The sequence below is a fragment of the Actinomyces ruminicola genome (assembly GCF_900103885.1).
In the GTDB taxonomy this organism is placed as follows: domain Bacteria; phylum Actinomycetota; class Actinomycetes; order Actinomycetales; family Actinomycetaceae; genus Actinomyces; species Actinomyces ruminicola.
The window spans coordinates 38,152-56,084 of record NZ_FNIM01000009.1; the positions used below are offsets into that span (position 1 = coordinate 38,152).

The following is a 17,933-nucleotide window of genomic DNA, read 5'->3' on the forward strand; positions in this document are numbered from 1 at the left end:
ACCCCATGGGGAGGACTCCCCCACCGGGCAGGCGCCGCGTCGCTCAGCGCACGGGGTGGCCGGAGGCCCGCAGCGCATCCTTGGCCTGCTGGATGGTCATGGTGCCATAGTGGAACACGCTGGCGGCCAGCACGGCGTCGGCGCCGTGATCGGCGGCGGCGGCGAAGTCCTCGGGACGGCCGGCGCCCCCGGAGGCGATCAGCGGAATGCGCACCGCACGGCGCACGTCGTCGAGCATCTCCAGGTCGAAGCCACCGGTGACGCCGTCGGCGTCCATGGAGTTCAGCAGGATCTCGCCCGCACCGAGCTCTGCGGCGCGCGCCGCCCAGGACACGGCGTCAATGCCGGTGGAGCGGGTGCCGCCGTGGGTAGTGACCTCGTACCCGGACGGGGTGATCACGCCCGGCGGGCAGCGGCGGGCGTCCACGGACAGGACCACCACCTGGTTGCCGAAGCGGGAGGCCACCTCAGTCAGCAGCTCCGGACGGGCGATGGCGGCGGTGTTGATGCCGACCTTGTCGGCGCCGGCCCGCAGCAGGCGGTCGACGTCGTCCACGCTGCGCACCCCGCCGCCGACGGTCAGCGGTACGAACACCTGCTCGGCGGTGGTGGATACAACCTCCAGCATGGTGGCGCGTCCCTCGGCGGAGGCGGACACGTCCAGGAAGGTGATCTCGTCGGCGCCCTGGGCGTCGTAGCGGGCGGCCAGCTCCACCGGGTCTCCCGCATCGCGCAGGCCGGTGAAGTGCACGCCCTTGACCACCCGGCCGTCCTTGACGTCCAGGCACGGGATCACGCGCACGGCAACAACACTCATGACTAATGCTCCTCCGGGTCGTTCCCGTCAACTGGTGCGGCTGCGGCCGGCTGTGCCGCTTCGGGGCTGGGGGTCACCCGGACGATGCCTTCCCCGGCATCCGGTGTGGCCCCTTCAGTGGGGGACGAGGTGGCCTCGGTGAGCGTGCCGTCGGCGGCGACGGCAAGGATGTCGATAACCACCGCCAGCGCGTCCTCGCCGGCGGCCTGGTCCGCCGGCAGCGCCAGCACGATCCGGCTGCCCACGGTGACATCCACGAGCTGCTGGGCGATGCCGGACATGGTGTTGGACATGTCGATCGTGCCGGGTACGGTCGTGACGCCGTAGCTGGAGGTGCCCGGGCTGGAATCGGACCAGTTGACGAAGGCGTAGCGGGCGATGATGACGTCGCCGGAGTTGATCTGCTGTCCCGTGCCGTCCACCAGGACGGAGGCGGCGGCCCGAGTGGGAGCGCTCAGGCCGTCGATGGACAGGGAGACGGTGCCGTCGTCGGCGAAGGCGACCGTGGGCATGCCGTCGGCGGGTCCCCGTTCCTGCCCCGAGGCGGTGGTCGGCAGCACGTCGACGACGGTGATCTCGGTGGTGACGGCGCCGTCGGCGGCGGACACGGGGGCTCGCAGCACCAGGCGGGAGCCCTCGGTAGCCCCGGTGACGGTCTCTGCAAGAACCTCACCGAGTGCGGAGGCGTTGACGGTGCCGCGGTAGATGCGCACGCCGGTGGGGGTGCCGGTGGTGTTCGCCCCGCTGGTGCCGGAGAAGGTGGAGACCGACAGCAGCACGGCGTCACCGGCGGACAGGGCGCGGCCGTCGCCGTTGATCAGCGTGTCGGAGGTGACGGAGGTGGCGGGAGCGAGCGGAATGCTCAGAGAGACGACCGGGACGGAGCCGACCCGGCCGGCTACCTCCATCACTGCGTCGATCGGGGCGTCCGCCGCGGTTGCCTGGCTGGTGGCGGCGCTCGTCGCCTCGCCGCCGTGGCCCAGGCGGGAGACGACGACGGGCACCAGCACGATCGCGGCCACGACGACGGCGGCCAGTACGACGGCGACGCGTCCACGGGGTCGGGGCCGTCCCAGGGCGGCGCCGATGGCGCGCTGGGCCCCGGTGATGGTCGGCGGCTCCTCCTTGGTCTCCGGAGCACCGGTCAAAGAGCTGACGGCCGTGGGTATGCCGGGGCCGCCGTCCACGTGCACGACCGCCGGAGGCGGCGCCGCGCCGTGCTCCTCAAGACTGTGCTGGCGGGCACGCTCGAACTCCCGCTCGAGCTCGCGCAGCTGGCGGCGGGTCAAGGGCTTGCCGTCCGGCCCCGAGGCGGGCACGGGCGTGGTCTCATCGGCGTAAGGACTCATGGGCTGCTAATGAGTATGCCAGAGCGCGGCGGCTCTGGGTCCTCCATGGCGGCCAGCAGTGCGTCCACGCGCGCGTCGACGGCGGCGAAGGGGTCGCGCAGGGCGACCGGCCGGGAGTGGCCGTCGTCGAGCTTGAGGTTCACCCAGTCGACGGACAGGTCGCGACGCAGGTCCTCGGCGCGGGCGACGGCGGCGCCGCGCAGGCGGGCGCGGGTGGTGGCCGGCGGCGTGTCGACGGCGGCGCGGCAGGCGGGCTCGTCGACGATGCGGGCCAGCAGCCCGGCTGCCTCGAGCCGGAGGCGCAGTCCGTCGGTGGGGTCGACGTCGTGGTAGGCCAGGGCCAGGCGGGCCACGCGCGGGTCGTCCAGGCCGGTGCCGGCGCGCTGGGCGTAGCGGGTCAGCAGCTGGTGCTTGGCGGCCCAGTCCAGCTCGGTGGCCACCGGTGCCGGGTTGCCGGAGCGCACCGCCTCCAGGCCGCGCTCCCACAGGTCCAGGACGCGTCGGTGGGCGTCGGTCAGGTCCAGCTCGGCGTCGGCGTGTGCGCGCACGCGCTCGAGGTGCTCGGCCTGCAGGTCAACGGGGGTGATGGTGCGCCCGTCGGCCAGCTCGAGGCGCACCGTGCCGGTCAGGTCGTGGCAGGTCTCGCGGATGGCCCGCATGGGGTCGGCCAGGCGCAGGTCGCTCAGGTCGCCGCCGGCCTCCAGGTACTCCAGCAGCAGGTCCATGGCGCCGACCTTGAGCAGGGTGGAGCCCTGGGCGATGTTGGAGTCCCCGACGATCACGTGCATGCGCCGGTACTTCTCCGCGTCGGCGTGCGGCTCGTCGCGAGTGTTGATCAGGGGCCGGGAGCGGGTGGTGGCCGAGGAGACGGCGTCCTCCATCTGGTCGGCGCGCTGGGAGAAGACGTACCGGGCGGGGCGGGTGCCGACCGGATCGGTGAGGATGTGGCCGGCCCCGACCAGGATCTGCCGGGTGACCAGGTGCGGGACCAGGGTGCGGGCGTCGTTCCAGAAGTCGCCGCGGCGGCGCACCAGGTAGTTCTCGTGGCAGCCGAAGCCGTTCCCCTCGGCGTCGAGATTGTTCTTGAGCAGGTGGATGCGGCCGGGCACCTCCTGGGCGGCCAGGCGGGTGTTGGCCTGCCGGGCCAGGTCGGCCATGATGAGCTCGCCGGCCCGGTCCTGGGCTAGCAGGTCGGTCAGGCGATCGCATTCGGCGGTGGCGAACTCGGGATGGGAGCCGACGTCCAGGTACAGGCGGGCGCCGCCGCGGGTGAAGACGTTGGAGGAGCGGCCGCGGGCGATCAGGGGGGCGAACAGCTCCCGGGCGGCATGGTCGGCGTCCAGCGGCGGGGGCCCGCCGTTCGTGGAGGCGCAGGTGATGCCGTACTCGGTTTCGACGCCGATGATCCGCCGGGCGGGGGCGCGGCGGCCGACGGGGTTGGCCGGGCAGGCCTGCACCCTCACTGCCCGCCCTTCTGGACGAAGCCCTGGACGAAGGCGGCGGCGTTTGTCTCCAGGACGGCGTCGATCTCGTCGAGGATCTCGTCAACGCCGGCGGTCTGCGTCTGCCCGGAGCCGACGGCCGGCGCCGGGTCGGGGACGGCGGGCTCGGGGGTGGGCTGGATCTGTTCGTTGAGGCTCATGGGCGTGACTGACTTTCTGAGTCTTCCGGTTCTGCGGGGGTGACGGCATCTTGGACGGCGCCCAGGATACGTGCCAACTCGGCGTCCGAGACGGTCACGGCGTCGGGCAGGGGCAGTCGCAGCAGCTCGGCGTGCCCGGGAACGTCCAGCACGAGGCTGGTCCAGGAGGCGGCGACGACGGCGGCGTGGTTGGCGACCGCCGTGCCGCGGACGGCGGCGCGCGTGCCGGCGGGCGGACGGTCGGCGGCGGCCTCGATCTCGGCGTCGGTGGTCAGTCTACGGGTGCGGCCGGCGGCGATGAGCCTCTCGGCCAGGCCGCGCCCGGCGCGCAGGTCGGCCCACTGGATGTCGGCGGCCGCCAGGCGCGGATCGTCCCAGCCGGTGCCGGAGCGCGCGCGCAGTCCCTCGCACAGCTGGAGCTTGGCGACCCATTCCACCAGCTGCGCGGCTCGGGCGGTGGCTTCGGCCTGGGCGGGGGTGCCCCGGGAGGCCGCGTAATCCTCGAGCGCGGCGAGCGTCTCCTCCCACAGCGCGAGCGCCCGGGCGGTGGCCAGGCCGACGTATTCAGCCCCGGTTCCGCCGTAGTCCTCGCGCAGGGCAGCGGCGATGGCCTCCAGGTGGGCGCGTTGGATCTCCAGCGCGGTCAGCCGGCCGCGGGCGGTGGCGAGCGCGTAGGTGAGGGCGGGGTCGTGAGACATGGCCCAGTGCTCCTCGACCGGGTCGGCGGTGATCCGCAGGTCCGTGAGGGCGCCGAGGCCCTGGCCGCGGTCGTGGGCGCGCTCCAGGTACCACAGCAGCAGGCTCGTGGTGGCGACCTTCAGGTAGATGGGTACGTCGAAGCGGTTGGCGTCGCCGTTGATCACGTGCAGGCGGCGGAAGCGGGCGGCGTCGGCGTGCGGCTCGTCGCGGGTGTTGACAATGGGCCGGTTGAAGGTGGTCTGCAGGGCGATGTCGGTGCCCACGTAGTCGGCGCGCTGGCTGATCTGGAAGCCGGGAGTCTCGCTGCGCTGCCCGATGCCGACCCGCCCGGCCCCGGCGAACACGGGCCGGGTCACCAAGAACGGGATCAGGGCGGCGGCCAGGGTCTCGAAGGGCAGCTCGCGGCGCACCAGGTAGTTCTCGTGGGAGCCGTAGGCGGCGCCCTTGCCGTCGACATTGTTCTTGTACAGGACGATCTCCCCGTCCTCCGGGTCGAGGGCGGCCATGGCACGGCGGGCGATCACTTCGCCGGCGCGATCCCACACGAGGGCGTCGTGGGGGGTGAGCACCTCCGGGGAGGAGTACTCGGGGTGGGCGTGGTCGACGTACAGGCGGGCGCCGTTGGTCAGCACGGCGGTGCTGGCCTGCGGCAGGGCGGCCTCGGCGGCGCTGGGGCGCGGCCGGCTGCCCCACGGGGCCGGTGGGACGTCCCCGGAGGGGGCGGGCCGGGCGGGGTCGTCGGTGAGCTGGCTGGGGTGGGCGGCAGCGCGCTCCAGGCGGCCGCCGCGCAGGTCCGCGAGCGGGTCCTCACCCTCGTAGTCCCAACGGACGGCCTCCCGGGTGCCGGCGTCGGGGCGTGCAATGGCGCCGTAGGCGGCGACGATCCGGCTGGCCATGACCACCGAGTTGGCGTAGGGGTTTCCGGGCTGCAGCACCCCGAACTCGGTCTCCAGTCCGACCGGGCGCCGCAGCGGGGCGAAATGACCGGTGCCGGTCGCCCCGCGGTGAGAGGCCCGTGCGGTTGCTTCGGCTGTCTCGGGCTGCGGTGATGCGCTCATGCCTGCTCCTTGTCGGCGGCCGGGGCGGTTGCCGCACGGGCGGGGGCCGTCGGCGTCGGCTGGAGGCGGTGCACCGCGCGGATGGGCTCGCCGCGGTGGCCGACGACGCGGCTTACGGACTCCGGTCCGGCGGCGGTGATCTCCTCGTTCTGGCGGGCCTCGACGGCGACCGCCTCCAGCAGCCGGCGAGTGGACAGGCCGCCGTCCCCGCCGGCGAGCTCGTCCTTGATGGCGGCGGTCTTGGCACGGGCCACGATGGCGGCCAGCATGGCGCCGGAGACGAAGTCGGCCAGGTGCAGCGTCTCGCGCTCGCCGGAGGCGTAGATGACCTCCAGGACGGCCTTGTCGGGGGTGCGGGCGTACAGGTCGGCGACGGCTGCGCGCCGCATGGCCGTGGCGGCGGCCTCCCGGTCGCCTCCGGCCGCCGCCAGTTCCGTCGGGTCCAGGGGCAGGTCGGAGCGCAGGTGCTTGCCGAGGACCTCCGCAGCACCTTCGGCGTCGGGACGGTCGATGCGGATCTTGACGTCGAAACGGCCGGGCCGCAGGATCGCCGGGTCGATCATGTCCTCCCGGTTGGAGGCGCCGATGATGACCACGTTGTTGAGCGACTCCACGCCGTCTATCTCGGTTAGCACCTGCGGGACGATCATGGTCTCCACGTCGGAGGAGACACCGCTGCCGCGGGTGCGGAACAGGGCCTCCATCTCGTCGAAGAAGATGACCACCGGCCGGTCCTCGGCGGCGACCTTGCGGGCCTGGTCGAAGATGGCGCGGATCTGTCGCTCGGTCTCACCGACGAACTTGCTCAGCAGCTCCGGCCCCTTGATGTTCAGGAAGGCGGCGTCGCGCGCGCCGGCGCCCGTGGAGCGGGCCAGGGAGGTGGCCACGGCCTTGGCGATCAGGGTCTTGCCGCAGCCGGGCGGGCCGTACAGGAGCATGCCCTTGGGGGCCTGCAGCCCGTAGCTGCGGTACAGGTCGGGGTGGGCGAAGGGCAGTTCGAGGGAGTCCCGGATCTGCTGGATCTGCGGGCCCAGGCCGCCGATGTCGTCCCAGGACACGTCCGGGGTCTCGGCGACCACCAGCTGCTGGACACTGGTGCGGGCGATGCGGGCGGTCACCAGGTCGGCACGCAGGTCGGCGGCCAGGGTGTCGCCGGGACGCAGCGCGGCGGCGTCCAGGTGCCCGGCCAGGCGCACCACCCGGGTGGCACCGGAGCCGGTGGTGACCAGGGCGCGTGCGGCGGGCGCAGCCGTGGCCTCGGCATTGGCGTCAGCGGCGGCATCGGCCAGCACCTCGTCCAGGGTGACCGCCTCCCCGGTGTCGGGGGCGGGCAGGGCGTCGACCACCAGCATCTGGTCGTTGACGGCCACGCGCTGTCCCACGCTCAGTTCGGCCGCCTGCAGATCGGGGTGCAGCCCCAGCCGCAGGTGGCGTCCGCCCAGGGACACCTCGGCCTCGGCGGGGCCGGGCAGGCCGGTGAGTAGTCCCAGGGTTACCGGCGGGCGGGTGACGGCGTCGAGCTGCGTGCCGAGCTCGGCGATACGCTCGCGGGCAGCGTTCAAGGCCGTCACAAGGCGCTCGTTCTTGGCCGAGAGGCTGACGGCCTCCGCGCGTGCCTCGCGCAGCTGGTGGCTGGTGAAGTCGCGGGCAGGCATGCCCAGGGGCTGGGATTCACTCATATTCCTGCTCCTGCGGGCCGGGCAGGCCCGGCTCAACCGGGGTGGCGTCCTCGGGCTGCTTGGCCCGGCAGTCGCGCAGCACCCGGCGGACCTTGCGGTCGGTGCTGGTGCGCTCCCCCACGTCCTGTTGCGTCCAGTAGCCGGCGTCGTCGTAGGCGCCGCGGGCCGGCGGGCGCTTGCGGGTCAGCGGGGCGGAATCAGCGGCGAGGCGGCGCGCGGAGACCAGGAAGCCGGTGTGGGCGACCATGCGGTGGTCGGGTCGTACCGCCAGCCCGTCCACGTGCCAGCCGCGTACCGCAGACTCCCAGGACTCGGGCTCGGTGAAGCATCCCGACTGGCGCAGTGCCTCCACCGTGCGCGACAGCTGTGGGACTGTGGCCACGTAGGCGAGGAATACGCCCCCGGGCACCAGCGCGCGGGCGGCGGCGGTGATGTTCTCCCAGGGGGCGAGCATGTCCAGCACCACGCGGTCCACGCTCGCGTCCGCAACGTGTGCGGCCACGACGTCGGCGAAGTCGCCGGTGCGCAGCTCCCAGGCGGGGTGGTGCCGACCGAACCAGGCGTCCACGTTGGAGGCGGCGATCGCGGCGAAGTCCTGGCGCCGCTCGATGGACAGCAGGTGGCCTTCCTCCCCAATCGCGGACAGCAGGCTCATGGTCAGGGCGCCGGAGCCGACGCCGGCCTCCAGCACGCGAGCACCGGGGAAGATGTCCGCGAAGGCGACCACCTGGCCGGCGTCCTTGGGGTAGACGACCTGGGCACCGCGCGGCATGGACAGCACGTAGTCGGCCAGCAGGGGGCGCAGCAGCAGCAGCTCGTGCCCGGACTCGGTGGTGATGACCGTGCCCTCGTCGCGGCCGACCACGTCGCGGTGGTAGAAGCTGCCGCGCTGGGACTGGAAGAAGCCGCCGGGGTCGAGCACGAAGGTGTGCTTGCGTCCCTTGGAGTCGGTGACCTGCACGCGTTCGCCGTAGCGGAAGGGGCCGCGGCGCCCGGCCTGCCCCAGCACCTGCTGAGTGGCCACGCGCGGCTGCACGGTGGGATTGGTCTGCTTGCTCATCGGGCCCGAGTGTAGTGAGCCCCGGCGACGGTGGCGTTACGCTGTCACCGGCGCCTGCCACCGCGGGCGCCGACCCGGTTGCACGAATTGCACGGTCCGGAGGAAGTCCGGATGGCGCCGCTCCCCCACGGGGCCCGCACAATCAGGCGCTCGTCACCGCGGTCCTGCGACGATTCGGGCACGTGCCCAGCCGCCGCGGGGCCAAGGACTCCAGTTGCACCGGGTGCGTATTCGCACCCGTAGGAGTCCTCATGTCCCAACCCACCCATCACACGTCGGCGGAGAGCAGCGTCTACTTCGACGGCCAGTTCTGGGTACTGGTCCTGACCATCGCCACCGGCGGCCGCCTCTACGCCACCCGCCAGGTGCTCGGCGCCCTGCCCAGCGACGCCGAGCTGTACGCCTGGCTGCTCGCGCACGGCGGCGAGCTGATCGATGCGGCCCTGGCCGGCCCCGGAGTCGAGGCCGCCTCTCGGAACGGGACGCGGCGCGTCAATCCCGAGCGCGCCGCCCGCGAGGCGGCCCAGCAGGCGTCCCGGCACGCGCCGTCGACGGCGTCGCAGGAGGCGCTGGCGCGGGCACGCGAGGAGCAGGGCACCGCGCGCTCCCGGGCGTCGGCCGCCTACCGGCGTCGCCGCGAGCAGGAGCGCTACGAGCAGCGCCGTCGCCGGGCCAAGCAACGCCACCGGGGTCACTGACTCAGTTCGGCCGGTGGGCGACGACGGCGAGCTGCAGCGGCAGCATGTCACGCAGCGCCGGATCAATGAAGCGGTAGCCCTGCGGGCAGCGCTCCATGAGCTCGGGCCAGCGGCACCAGGCGGAGTAGCGGGTCTCGGTCACCTCGTCTAGCACCAGGCCGGCATCGAGCAGGGCGGTGAGGATCTCGCCGACGCCGTGGTTCCACTGGTGACTGACCGGGTGGGTGACGACGGGAGCACCGTCGGCGGCCTCGATATAGGAGCCCTCGTCCTCCCAGGTCATGGGGTCGGTGCGCTGGAAGTACGGCTCGTGGAGCGTCAAACCATGAGTGGTGTCATCCCCCACTGCCTGCAGGATCGGGTGGTCGTCACGCAGTACCAGGCGACCCGCCGGTCGCAGCAGTGAGGCGATGACGCGGGCCCAGGCCGCCACGTCCGGCAGCCAGCACAGCACCCCCAGGGAGGTGTAGACGAGGTCGAAGTCCCCCGCCAGCGCCCGCCGGGCGTCGTAGACGTTTGCCTGTACGAACTCGATGTCGGCGCCGGCTCTCCCGGCGATGGACCGGGCACGGCGCAGCGACTCGCCCGACAGGTCCAGCCCCACCACCCGGTGGGCGCCCAGCCGGATCAGGCTCACCGTGTCCAGGCCGAGGTGGCATTGGAGGTGGACGACGTCCATGCCGCTCAGGTCGCCCAGGCGCTCGCGGTCTGGGGCTATTTCAGCCGTGATAGCGGTCGGGGAGGCGAGCAGTTCTGCAATGCCGTAGCCGCTGGCCTCATGCAGCACCGCGCGATCGTCCCAGTTGGCGCGGTTGTCGGCGAAGTAGCGGTCGTTGGCGTCGCGGGCAACTGGATCGACGTCGGTCATGGCAGCAGCATAAGCGGCGCTTCGTGTTTGAGGATGCGGCGATGTTGCCTGCGATTGGGTCGGGTGCTGGCGGCGTTCGTGGCAGCGCGCAGCGCCGTAGGTTTTGGCCGGGTGCTCCGCACGCGTGCTTGGGCTGCGAGGTGGGGCCGGCGGTGTGCCCGTGCCCGGGGTCGTCTACTACGCCGGTTAGGGCTCTAGTACGCCGGTTAGTTGTCTGTTAAAGGGCTCTGGAGCCTACAGCACAGGTCTAACCGGCGTAGCAGACACCGAAGGGGCGTACCCAACGCCACCTCCCCAAGGCCCGCACCCCATGCCTCAACGCGCCAATGCCCGCGCAGTCCCCCTCCCGGGCTCAGCGGGCCCCGGTGGGGACGGCGCCGGCGACGCGTCCCCCTTCCACCAGCACCAGCCACCGAGAGACCGTGCGCGCCCGCGCCAGGGCATCTGCAGCCGGCTGCCCGGTGGCCCGGGTCGTGACGGCGGCCGCCGGCAGCACGGTGCATACCTGGCTGACCGCTACCGCGGCGGCGTCGGGCAGGCCGGAACGCTCCAGCTCGGCTAGGGCGGGGGCGTCGAGCGTGCCCAGGATCCGGGAGCCTTCAGCGACGAGTACAAGCCCGGCTCCGGCGTCGAGCTGCTCACGCGCGGCGGTCAGGGGCGTGTCAGCGGGGACGACGGCAACCGGACGGGTCAGGGTGCGCAGGTCGAGTCGGGCGGCGGCGCGGGTGCCTCGGCCCAGGCCGAGGACTCGCCAAGAGGTGGTGGCGATGGGCCCGGCGATCATGACCGCCAAGAACAGGCTGAAAGTGTCTGGCTGCCTGCCAGCCAGCAGCGGCGCCAGAATCCAGCGCCAGGCGACGCCGCCGACCACGATCAGCCCACCGACGGCGGCCAAACGCTGACCAAGAACGCGCCGGCCGGTCAGCTGCTCGACCAGTGCGGCCAGCGCGTGTCCGCCGTCGAGCGGCAGGCCCGGCAGGGCGTTGAAGACGGCCAGGGCGAGGTTGACCCAGGTCAGCGCCCACGCCGCAACGAACACGGGTGCGGACTCGATCCGGTCCAGCAGGCCGTGCCCGACGGCCCACAGCGTCAGGTTCGCGGCCGGTCCGGCCAGGGAGGTGATCACGTCCTTCCAGGGGCGCCACCGGCTGGAGGGGCCGAAGCTGGTGCGCCCGCCCCACAGGTACAGCTCGTAGCGCACCGGCCGGCGCCCCAGCAGCGTGCCGGCCGCGCCGTGGGCGAGTTCGTGCATCAGGACACTCACCCCCACGCCCAAGACCGTGGCGGCGACCGTGCCGAGCACGGTGATGGCCCCATGGCCGGCAAGTGCGGAGGAGACCACCGGGTACCAGCTGCCGGCGATGAGCAGGCCCAGCAGGAGCGAGGTGGGGGCGACGACGACGGGCGCGCCGCCGAGCGTGAACAGCGTCCAGGAGTCCGAACGGCGTCGGGCGACAGGTGCGGTCATGCGCCGACCCTATCGGCGGGCGCTGCGTAAACGACTCGCACCTTCACAGAAGTCGGTTGCTGATCCAGCCCCTAATTCGCGGTCAGCCGTCTGAGTCGAGCGTGTCGATGTTGTCGGCCGTGATCCATACCGCCTCGGTGTAGTTGACGGCCTCGACCGTCTCGCCCTTAATTAGCTTGTCCATGGTGTCGACCGCGAGTCGTCCGATGCCGGCCGTGTCCTGGGAGACAGTGCCGGCCATGCCACCGTTGCGGATGGATGCAACGCCGTCGTCCGTGGCGTCAACGCCGGACACATGCACGTCACCCTGTTCGCCAGCATTGGTCAGTGCCTTGAGTGCGCCCAACGCCATCGAGTCGTTCTGCGCGACAATCGCATCGATACGGGTGCCGGTGGACAGCCAGTTCTCAGTGACGGTGAGTGCCTGGGCAGTGTCCCAGTTGGCGGTCTGCTCCAGGACCACGCTCACGCCCGGATGCTCCGCCAGCACCGCGTCGTAGCCCGCTTTGCGCTGCAACTGCCCGTCCGATCCCATGGGGCCGTACAGGACGGCGATCGCACCCTCCTCACCGATCGCCTCAATGACCTTCTCCATCTGCAGTTTGCCCGCAGCGGTGTCATCCCCGCCGATGTAGGAGGCGGCCCGTTCCTGCTGCTCGGCCTGCTGCACGATGGTAGCGATCGGAATCTCCGCCTCATTGGCCGCCTTGAGCCCCGGCGCGATGCCCTCCTTGGAAACGGGTTCGACCAGGATGCCGTCGTACCCCTGTGCGACGGCGGACTCGATCTGGCTGATCTGCGTGGCTGCGTCGCTGTTGCCGTCAAAAACGGTCACCGTGATACCGAGCTCCTCGCCCTCGGCTACGGCCGAGTTGGCTACCGTCGTGGTGAACGAGTTGGTCATATGACTCATCACCAGTGCGATCCGCAAGCGTCCGTCGGTCGCGCCGAGTGTGCAGGCCGAGACCATGGACGCGGCCACCATCAGCGCACCGAGAACGGCTACTACGCGCTTCATAGTTCTTCTCCTGTTCGCAGTGTGATACCGGGCGGCTCAGCTACGCCGCCGCGCCTTGACGTCCAGGAGCACCGCCGCCACGATGATGGCGCCCTTGACCAGCCGCTGGAAGTTGGCATCGATCCCGAGGATGTCGAGCCCGTTGGCGATCACCGCAATCATCAGTGCCCCGATGAGCACCCCGGAGGCCCGACCGCGCCCGCCGGACATGGACACGCCCCCGATAACGACGGCGGCGATTGCATCCAGCTCGTATGAGTCGCCCGCCGTGGGCGAGCCGCTGATCGTACGCGAGGCGAGCAATACCCCGCAGAAGCCCGCCAGCAGGCCGGCGATGACGAAGACCGACACCTTGGATCGCTTGACGTCGACGCCGGAGACCTCGGCAGCGACCGGATTGCCGCCCACGGCGTAGACGCGCCGGCCGTATACAGTCCGGCTCAGTACAAAGGCGCATATTGCGAAGATGACCACCAGATAGATCGCCATCACCGGGAAGCGCCCGATCTTCGCGCTGGCGACGGCCTCGAAAGTGGCTGACACGTTGAAGACGGGGGCACCGCCCGAGACGATCAGCGCAAGCCCACGTACCGCGGTCATGGTGCCCAGGGTGACGATGAATGAGGGGATCGCGCCATAGGCGACGCCCACTCCGTTGAGCAGTCCCACCAGCGCGCCCACTGTCAGAGCCGCGAGGATCGGCACCACGACCGGATACTCACCGGGGTGCGCCAGCATGGCGGCGACCACTCCGGCCAGCGCGATGGTAGAGCCGACCGACAGGTCGATCTCCCCGGAGATGATGACGTACATCATCCCCATTGCGAGTATGCCGTTGATCGTGGTCTGGACCAGGATCAGCAGCACATTGTTCACGCTGAGGAAGTGGTGCCCGGGAGACACCAGCCACAACGCGAAGACCAGGGCCATGAATACGACCAGGATCCCCGCGTCGCGGACGGACCAGCCTCTGAGCCTTTGCATAACAGCATTCATGATTCATCCTTCGAATCGCGAGGCGAGCTCCATGATCGCCTCCTGTGAGAATTCGGAGCGTTCCAGCATTCCAGTGCAGCGGCCCTCTGCCAGCACCATGATTCGATCGCTGAGCCCAATCAGCTCCCCCATCTCGGAGGAGATGAGGATGACCGCCCTGCCCTGTTCAACCAGGTCGCCGATCAGCTCGTAGATGTCGCGTTTGGCGCCAACGTCGATGCCGCGGGTGGGCTCGTCGAAGATGACTACATCGGGCTGCATCAGCATCCATTTGGCCAGTACGACCTTCTGCTGGTTGCCGCCGGACAGTTCCACGACGTACTGGTTCGGTGAGGTCGCCTTGACTTGCAGCGACTGCATGTAATGACTCACCGTTCGCCGTTCCCTCCGGGGAGATATGAGGCCGCCGGGGAACAGCCTTTCCAGGGAGGGCAGTGTCACGTTCTCCAGCACCGTGCCACCCAGGTTCAGGCCGGTGCGCTTGCGGTCCTCGGTGATCAGGGCCATGCCGTGCCCGATGGCGTCGGCGGGCCGCTTCAGGTGCACCTGAAGACCGTCGCGCAGCACCGTGCCGCCCGAGTGCCGCCCGAATCCGAACAGCGACTCCACCAACTCGGATCGGCCCGCGCCCACGAGCCCGCCAATGCCGAGGATCTCGCCGCGGTGCAGCGTCAGGCTGACGTCGTGCACCCGGCTCGGTACGCTCCAATGGCGCACCTCCAAGACGGGCTCCCCCACAGACACCTCCCGCTTGGGGAAGACGTCGTCGATACTGCGACCAACCATGTACCTGATCAAGGCGGCATCGTCGAATTCGGACGCATCGCCGGTGGTTACGTGCCTGCCGTCGCGCAGCACCGTTATGCGATCGGCAATGCGGAAGATCTCCTCCATCTTGTGGGAGATGTAGATGATGCCGACCCCTGCGTCTCGCAGACGCCGGATCTGTGCGAACAGGTTCTCGGCGTCATCCTCGGTGATCGCGGAGGTTGGCTCATCCATGATGACGACCCGCGCCTGGGCGGACAGCGCTTTGGCGATCTCGACCTGCTGGCACTGTGCGACGGACAGTTCGCGCATGTAGGCATCGACCGGCAGTTCGGCCTCCATGGACTTCAGCAGCTCGACTGCCTCCCGACGCATGCGCCGCAGGTCCACCAGCCCCAGGGAGTTGCGCGGTTCACGACCGATGAAGATGTTCTCGTACACGCGCATGTCCAGCACCGGGTTGAGCTCCTGGTGGATCATGGCGATTCCCAGGTCCATCGCCTGGCGGGGCGAGCCGATGCGCACCGGGCGGCCGTCTATCAGCACCTGACCGGCGTCGGCTCGCAGGACGCCGATGAGGATCCGCATCAGGGTCGACTTCCCGGCACCGTTCTCCCCCATCAGTGCGTGCACCTCGCCGCTGCGCAAGTCGAGGGACACGTCGTCCAGGACCTTGGCCCCCGTGAAGGACTTGGCGATCGAACGCGCCTCCAACACCACCTCGTCCATAGCCGCTCCTTTGCGTAGACGATTCTGTGACAAAAAGCGTAGGTCCCACAGTTTGTCCTGTCAATAGGTTCATGTCGGGGTCTGTTCCGGTGTCCACAGGGGCGGCTCACGACAGGGGGCGAGGCGGTGGCTGTGGACGGCCAACCGTCCAAGTCCCATTCATGTCGCCGGGCGGCGGTAGGTTCGCCCACATGAGTGAGCACCCCAGCCGGCCCGACGCCGCACCCGCCGTGACGACCAAGGTCGATGCCGTACCGCCCGCCGACGGCGTGCGCCCCACGGGCCCTGGTGACTCCGCCCGTGCCACGGGTCCCGGAGGGTGCGGCAACCGTCGCGGCTCGGGGCGCACCGCGCTGTCGCCGTCGCGGGCCAAGGACTTCATGCAGTGCCCGCTGTTGTTCCGCCTGCGCACCGTGGACCGTATCCCGGAGCCCGGCTCCCTGGCCACCCATAAGGGAACGCTCGTGCACGCGATCCTGGAGCGGCTCTACGACCTGCCGGCCCGCGAGCGCACCCGCGAGGCCGCGCTCGCGATGCTGCCCGGCCAGTGGGAGGCGCACCGGGAGAAGAACCCCGCAGTGATGGCCCTGTTCGCGGACCCCGCCCAGGTCGACCCCTGGCTGAATGAGGCCCGCGAACTGGTCGGCGCCTATTTCCAGCTGGAGAACCCCACGCGGCTGGAGCCGGCCGAGCGGGAGCTGTTCGTGCAGGCGGAGACGCGCGACGGGCTGCTGCTGCGCGGCTTCGTAGACCGCCTGGACGTGGCCCCTAACGGCGCCATGCGCGTGGTCGACTACAAGACCGGGCGCTCCCCGGGCCCGCGGTTCCAGGAGGAGGCGCTGTTCCAGATGCGCTTCTACGCCCTGGTGCTCTGGCGTCTGCGCGGACGGGCCCCATCACGCCTGCAGCTCGTCTACCTGAAGGATGGCCGCACCCTCACCCACGATCCGCGGCTTCCCGAGCTGGAGACCACCGAGACCAAGCTGGCTCGCATCTGGGACGAGGTGGAGGACTGCGCCGCCGCGGGCGAATTCGCCCCGCGCCGTTCCCGCCTGTGCGACTGGTGCGCCTACCACGCCCAGTGCCCGGTATTCGGCGGGACCACTCCCGAACTGCCCGCCGACGGCGTCGAACGGCTGCTCACCGCCAGGCGCGCACCCGCGGCGTAGGCGCGATCCCGACCGGGCAGTCTCGCAAAGTGATACGCCCTTGGCGCGCAGTCGCCGACCGCGCCTAGCATCTCGGCCACGGCCCCCATTAACAGTCGGCGGCCGCCGTCAATCGCAATCCCCTGCACGGAAGATGAATCTCATGAGCTCCCAGATCGCAGCCCGCAACCTTCGCGCCCGGCGCGGAGCGTGTTGCTGCATGCTCGACCTGGCCAGGGCTCAGTGAGGCAGCACTCGAATACGCATACCCTGCTTCTTCCCCCGGCCCGCCGACGCCGCGGCACGCGCCGGTAGGCACCCCTGGTCAGGCCTCAGCCCCTTTCCCCACAGTCGCGGGAGGGTTACGCCTGTGGCCGACGGCGCATTACGCCGAAGCAGTCGCCCCACCTGCGTCCTTTACCACCAGACCGCCCTCGGCGGTCGGACCAAGGACTTCCAATGATTCTCACCGGACTAATCGTCGGCGGCCTCCTCGGGCTTGTGCTCCAACGCGGCCGCTTCTGCATCACCGGCGCGTTCCGAGACCTGTGGGTCTCCGGCTCCTGGCGGTGGATGACTGCCTTCCTGCTGGCCGTAGCCGTGCAAGCCGTCGGCGTCGTCATGCTCACGGCGACCGGCACCATCGCACCGGAGGTGCCCACGCTGTCGGTCGTGGCGACGGCGGTCGGCTCCCTGCTCTTCGGCGTCGGCATCGTACTGGCCGGAGGCTGCGCGACCGGCACCTATTACCGGGCCGGGGAGGGCCTGGTGGGCTCCTGGTTCGCGCTCGTCGCCTACGCCCTCACGGCGGCGGCCTCCAAGACCGGCGTCCTGGCGCCGGTGACTACGTGGGTCAAGGGCCTGTGGACCACCGAGCTGACCACCCTCCCGGCCACCGTCGGCCTGCCCGACTGGACCGGCGTGCTCGTGCTGGCGGCAGCCGTTGCCCTCCTGGTGCGGTGGCAACGCCGTCTTGCCGCCGCCAAGCCCGCGCCCCTGCAGCTGACTCCTCAGCGCACGGGATTGAACCACCTGTTGTTCGAGCGCGCCTGGAATCCGCTGGTCACCGGCGCGCTGGTCGGGCTGGTGGCGATCATCGCCTGGCCGGCCTCCTGGGCGAGCGGACGGCCGGACGGGCTGGGGATCACCACGCCGTCGTCGAACCTCGTCGGCCTCCTGGTCACCGGCGATTACGACCGGCTCGACTGGGGCGTGCTGCTGGTACTCGGCATTCTCATCGGCTCCCACCTCAGCGCCCGTGCGGCGGGAGAGTTCCGCGTCCGCGTCCCCTCCGCCACCGTTATCCGCCGCTCTATCGCCGGCGGCGTGCTCATGGGCGTGGGCGCCGCCTGGGCCGGAGGCTGCTCCATCGGCAATGCCCTGGTGCAGACCTCCCTGTTGTCCTGGCAGGGCTGGACCGCGCTCGTCTTCCAGGTTCTAGGCGTGGGCGCGAGCGCATACGTCACCCTCATCCGGCCCCGCAACCGGCGCCGCGCCGCACGTGCAACCGCGGCCTCACCGGCACCTGAGCACGCAGGAGAATCCGCGGGCGCGCTGGTGGCGAGCTGAGCCCGCACCCTGGTCATCCCATCCCACTCGCAGAAAGGAACATGAATATGCGCACCGTGTTGGAGACCGAGGGCCTGGTCTGCCCGTTCCCCGTCATGGAGGCAGAGGAGGCTATGGCCGACCTGACCGACGGAGACGAGCTGGTCATTGCCTTCGACTGCACCCAAGGCACCCAGTCCCTGCCCGCCTGGGCGGCTGACAACGGCTACACCGTCACCGAGTTCACCAAGACCGGTGAGGCCTCCTGGAGCATCACCGTCCGCAAGTAGTCGCACGCCGCCCCGCCTCCCGCCTCGTCGGCCGACGGCGCGGGAGGCGGGGCGCGCCGTCGTCGGCCTGCGCCGCCCGGCGCGGTCCAGGCCATACG

Annotated in this window: 16 protein-coding genes; 4 read left to right on the forward strand and 12 right to left on the reverse strand. The window is 70.8% G+C overall.

What is annotated here, in order from left to right:
- Positions 1-43: 43 nt before the first annotated feature.
- The 7 genes from hisF to BLR49_RS08370 are packed head-to-tail and all read right to left on the reverse strand — an operon-like array spanning position 44 to position 8,304.
- A complete protein-coding gene (gene hisF / locus BLR49_RS08340; protein WP_092536297.1) occupies positions 44-817 on the reverse strand; it encodes an imidazole glycerol phosphate synthase subunit HisF in 774 nt (257 codons plus the stop codon).
- A gap of 2 nt (positions 818-819) precedes the next feature.
- The gene (locus BLR49_RS08345; protein WP_143013731.1) at positions 820-2,166 is read right to left on the reverse strand and encodes an FKBP-type peptidyl-prolyl cis-trans isomerase; all 1,347 of its coding nucleotides are present in this window, start codon (positions 2,164-2,166) and stop codon (positions 820-822) included.
- Entirely contained in the window at positions 2,163-3,629 is a 1,467-nt protein-coding gene (gene pafA, locus BLR49_RS08350) for a Pup--protein ligase (RefSeq protein WP_245690567.1), read from the reverse strand. The genes BLR49_RS08345 and pafA overlap by 4 nt, the downstream gene beginning before the upstream one ends.
- A complete protein-coding gene (locus tag BLR49_RS08355; protein ID WP_086615948.1) occupies positions 3,626-3,808 on the reverse strand; it encodes a ubiquitin-like protein Pup in 183 nt (60 codons plus the stop codon). Before BLR49_RS08355 ends, pafA begins: the two co-directional genes overlap by 4 nt.
- Positions 3,805-5,565: a depupylase/deamidase Dop gene (gene dop, locus BLR49_RS08360; protein ID WP_092536306.1), complete on the reverse strand. Its 1,761-nt coding sequence runs from the start codon at positions 5,563-5,565 to the stop codon at positions 3,805-3,807. The genes BLR49_RS08355 and dop overlap by 4 nt, the downstream gene beginning before the upstream one ends.
- Positions 5,562-7,244 (reverse strand): proteasome ATPase, encoded by a 1,683-nt coding sequence (gene arc, locus BLR49_RS08365; protein ID WP_092536309.1) that lies wholly within the window; start codon positions 7,242-7,244, stop codon positions 5,562-5,564. Before arc ends, dop begins: the two co-directional genes overlap by 4 nt.
- On the reverse strand, positions 7,237-8,304 hold the full coding sequence (locus tag BLR49_RS08370; protein ID WP_092536312.1) for a tRNA (adenine-N1)-methyltransferase: 1,068 nt from the start codon (positions 8,302-8,304) through the stop codon (positions 7,237-7,239). Before BLR49_RS08370 ends, arc begins: the two co-directional genes overlap by 8 nt.
- Before the next feature lie 251 nt (positions 8,305-8,555).
- On the opposite strand from BLR49_RS08370, the gene BLR49_RS08375 reads away from it, so the two are divergent.
- Entirely contained in the window at positions 8,556-9,002 is a 447-nt protein-coding gene (locus tag BLR49_RS08375; protein WP_092536315.1) for a YjdF family protein, read from the forward strand.
- Position 9,003: 1 nt separating this feature from the next.
- On the opposite strand, the gene BLR49_RS08380 is transcribed toward BLR49_RS08375, so the two are convergent.
- From BLR49_RS08380 to BLR49_RS08400, 5 genes are all read right to left on the reverse strand, one after another.
- Positions 9,004-9,870: a class I SAM-dependent methyltransferase gene (locus BLR49_RS08380; RefSeq protein ID WP_092536318.1), complete on the reverse strand. Its 867-nt coding sequence runs from the start codon at positions 9,868-9,870 to the stop codon at positions 9,004-9,006.
- Positions 9,871-10,222: 352 nt separating this feature from the next.
- Complete coding sequence (locus BLR49_RS08385; protein WP_092536321.1) at positions 10,223-11,338, reverse strand: site-2 protease family protein; 1,116 nt, start codon at positions 11,336-11,338, stop codon at positions 10,223-10,225.
- Positions 11,339-11,420: 82 nt separating this feature from the next.
- A complete protein-coding gene (locus BLR49_RS08390; protein ID WP_092536324.1) occupies positions 11,421-12,356 on the reverse strand; it encodes a sugar ABC transporter substrate-binding protein in 936 nt (311 codons plus the stop codon).
- Positions 12,357-12,392: 36 nt separating this feature from the next.
- Positions 12,393-13,352: an ABC transporter permease gene (locus BLR49_RS08395; RefSeq protein WP_218121331.1), complete on the reverse strand. Its 960-nt coding sequence runs from the start codon at positions 13,350-13,352 to the stop codon at positions 12,393-12,395.
- A gap of 3 nt (positions 13,353-13,355) precedes the next feature.
- Positions 13,356-14,849, reverse strand: coding sequence for a sugar ABC transporter ATP-binding protein (locus BLR49_RS08400; protein ID WP_092536330.1), 1,494 nt, complete (start codon positions 14,847-14,849; stop codon positions 13,356-13,358).
- Between the two features lie 191 nt (positions 14,850-15,040).
- On the opposite strand from BLR49_RS08400, the gene BLR49_RS08405 reads away from it, so the two are divergent.
- The 3 genes from BLR49_RS08405 to BLR49_RS08415 all read left to right on the forward strand — a co-directional run bounded on the left by BLR49_RS08405 (position 15,041) and on the right by BLR49_RS08415 (position 17,835).
- On the forward strand, positions 15,041-16,018 hold the full coding sequence (locus BLR49_RS08405; RefSeq protein ID WP_176765822.1) for a RecB family exonuclease: 978 nt from the start codon (positions 15,041-15,043) through the stop codon (positions 16,016-16,018).
- Positions 16,019-16,456: 438 nt separating this feature from the next.
- Entirely contained in the window at positions 16,457-17,566 is a 1,110-nt protein-coding gene (locus BLR49_RS08410; RefSeq protein ID WP_092536333.1) for a YeeE/YedE family protein, read from the forward strand.
- 47 nt (positions 17,567-17,613) lie between these two features.
- Positions 17,614-17,835, forward strand: a complete 222-nt coding sequence (locus tag BLR49_RS08415; protein WP_092536336.1) for a sulfurtransferase TusA family protein — start codon at positions 17,614-17,616, stop codon at positions 17,833-17,835.
- The last annotated feature ends 98 nt before the right edge of the window (positions 17,836-17,933 follow it).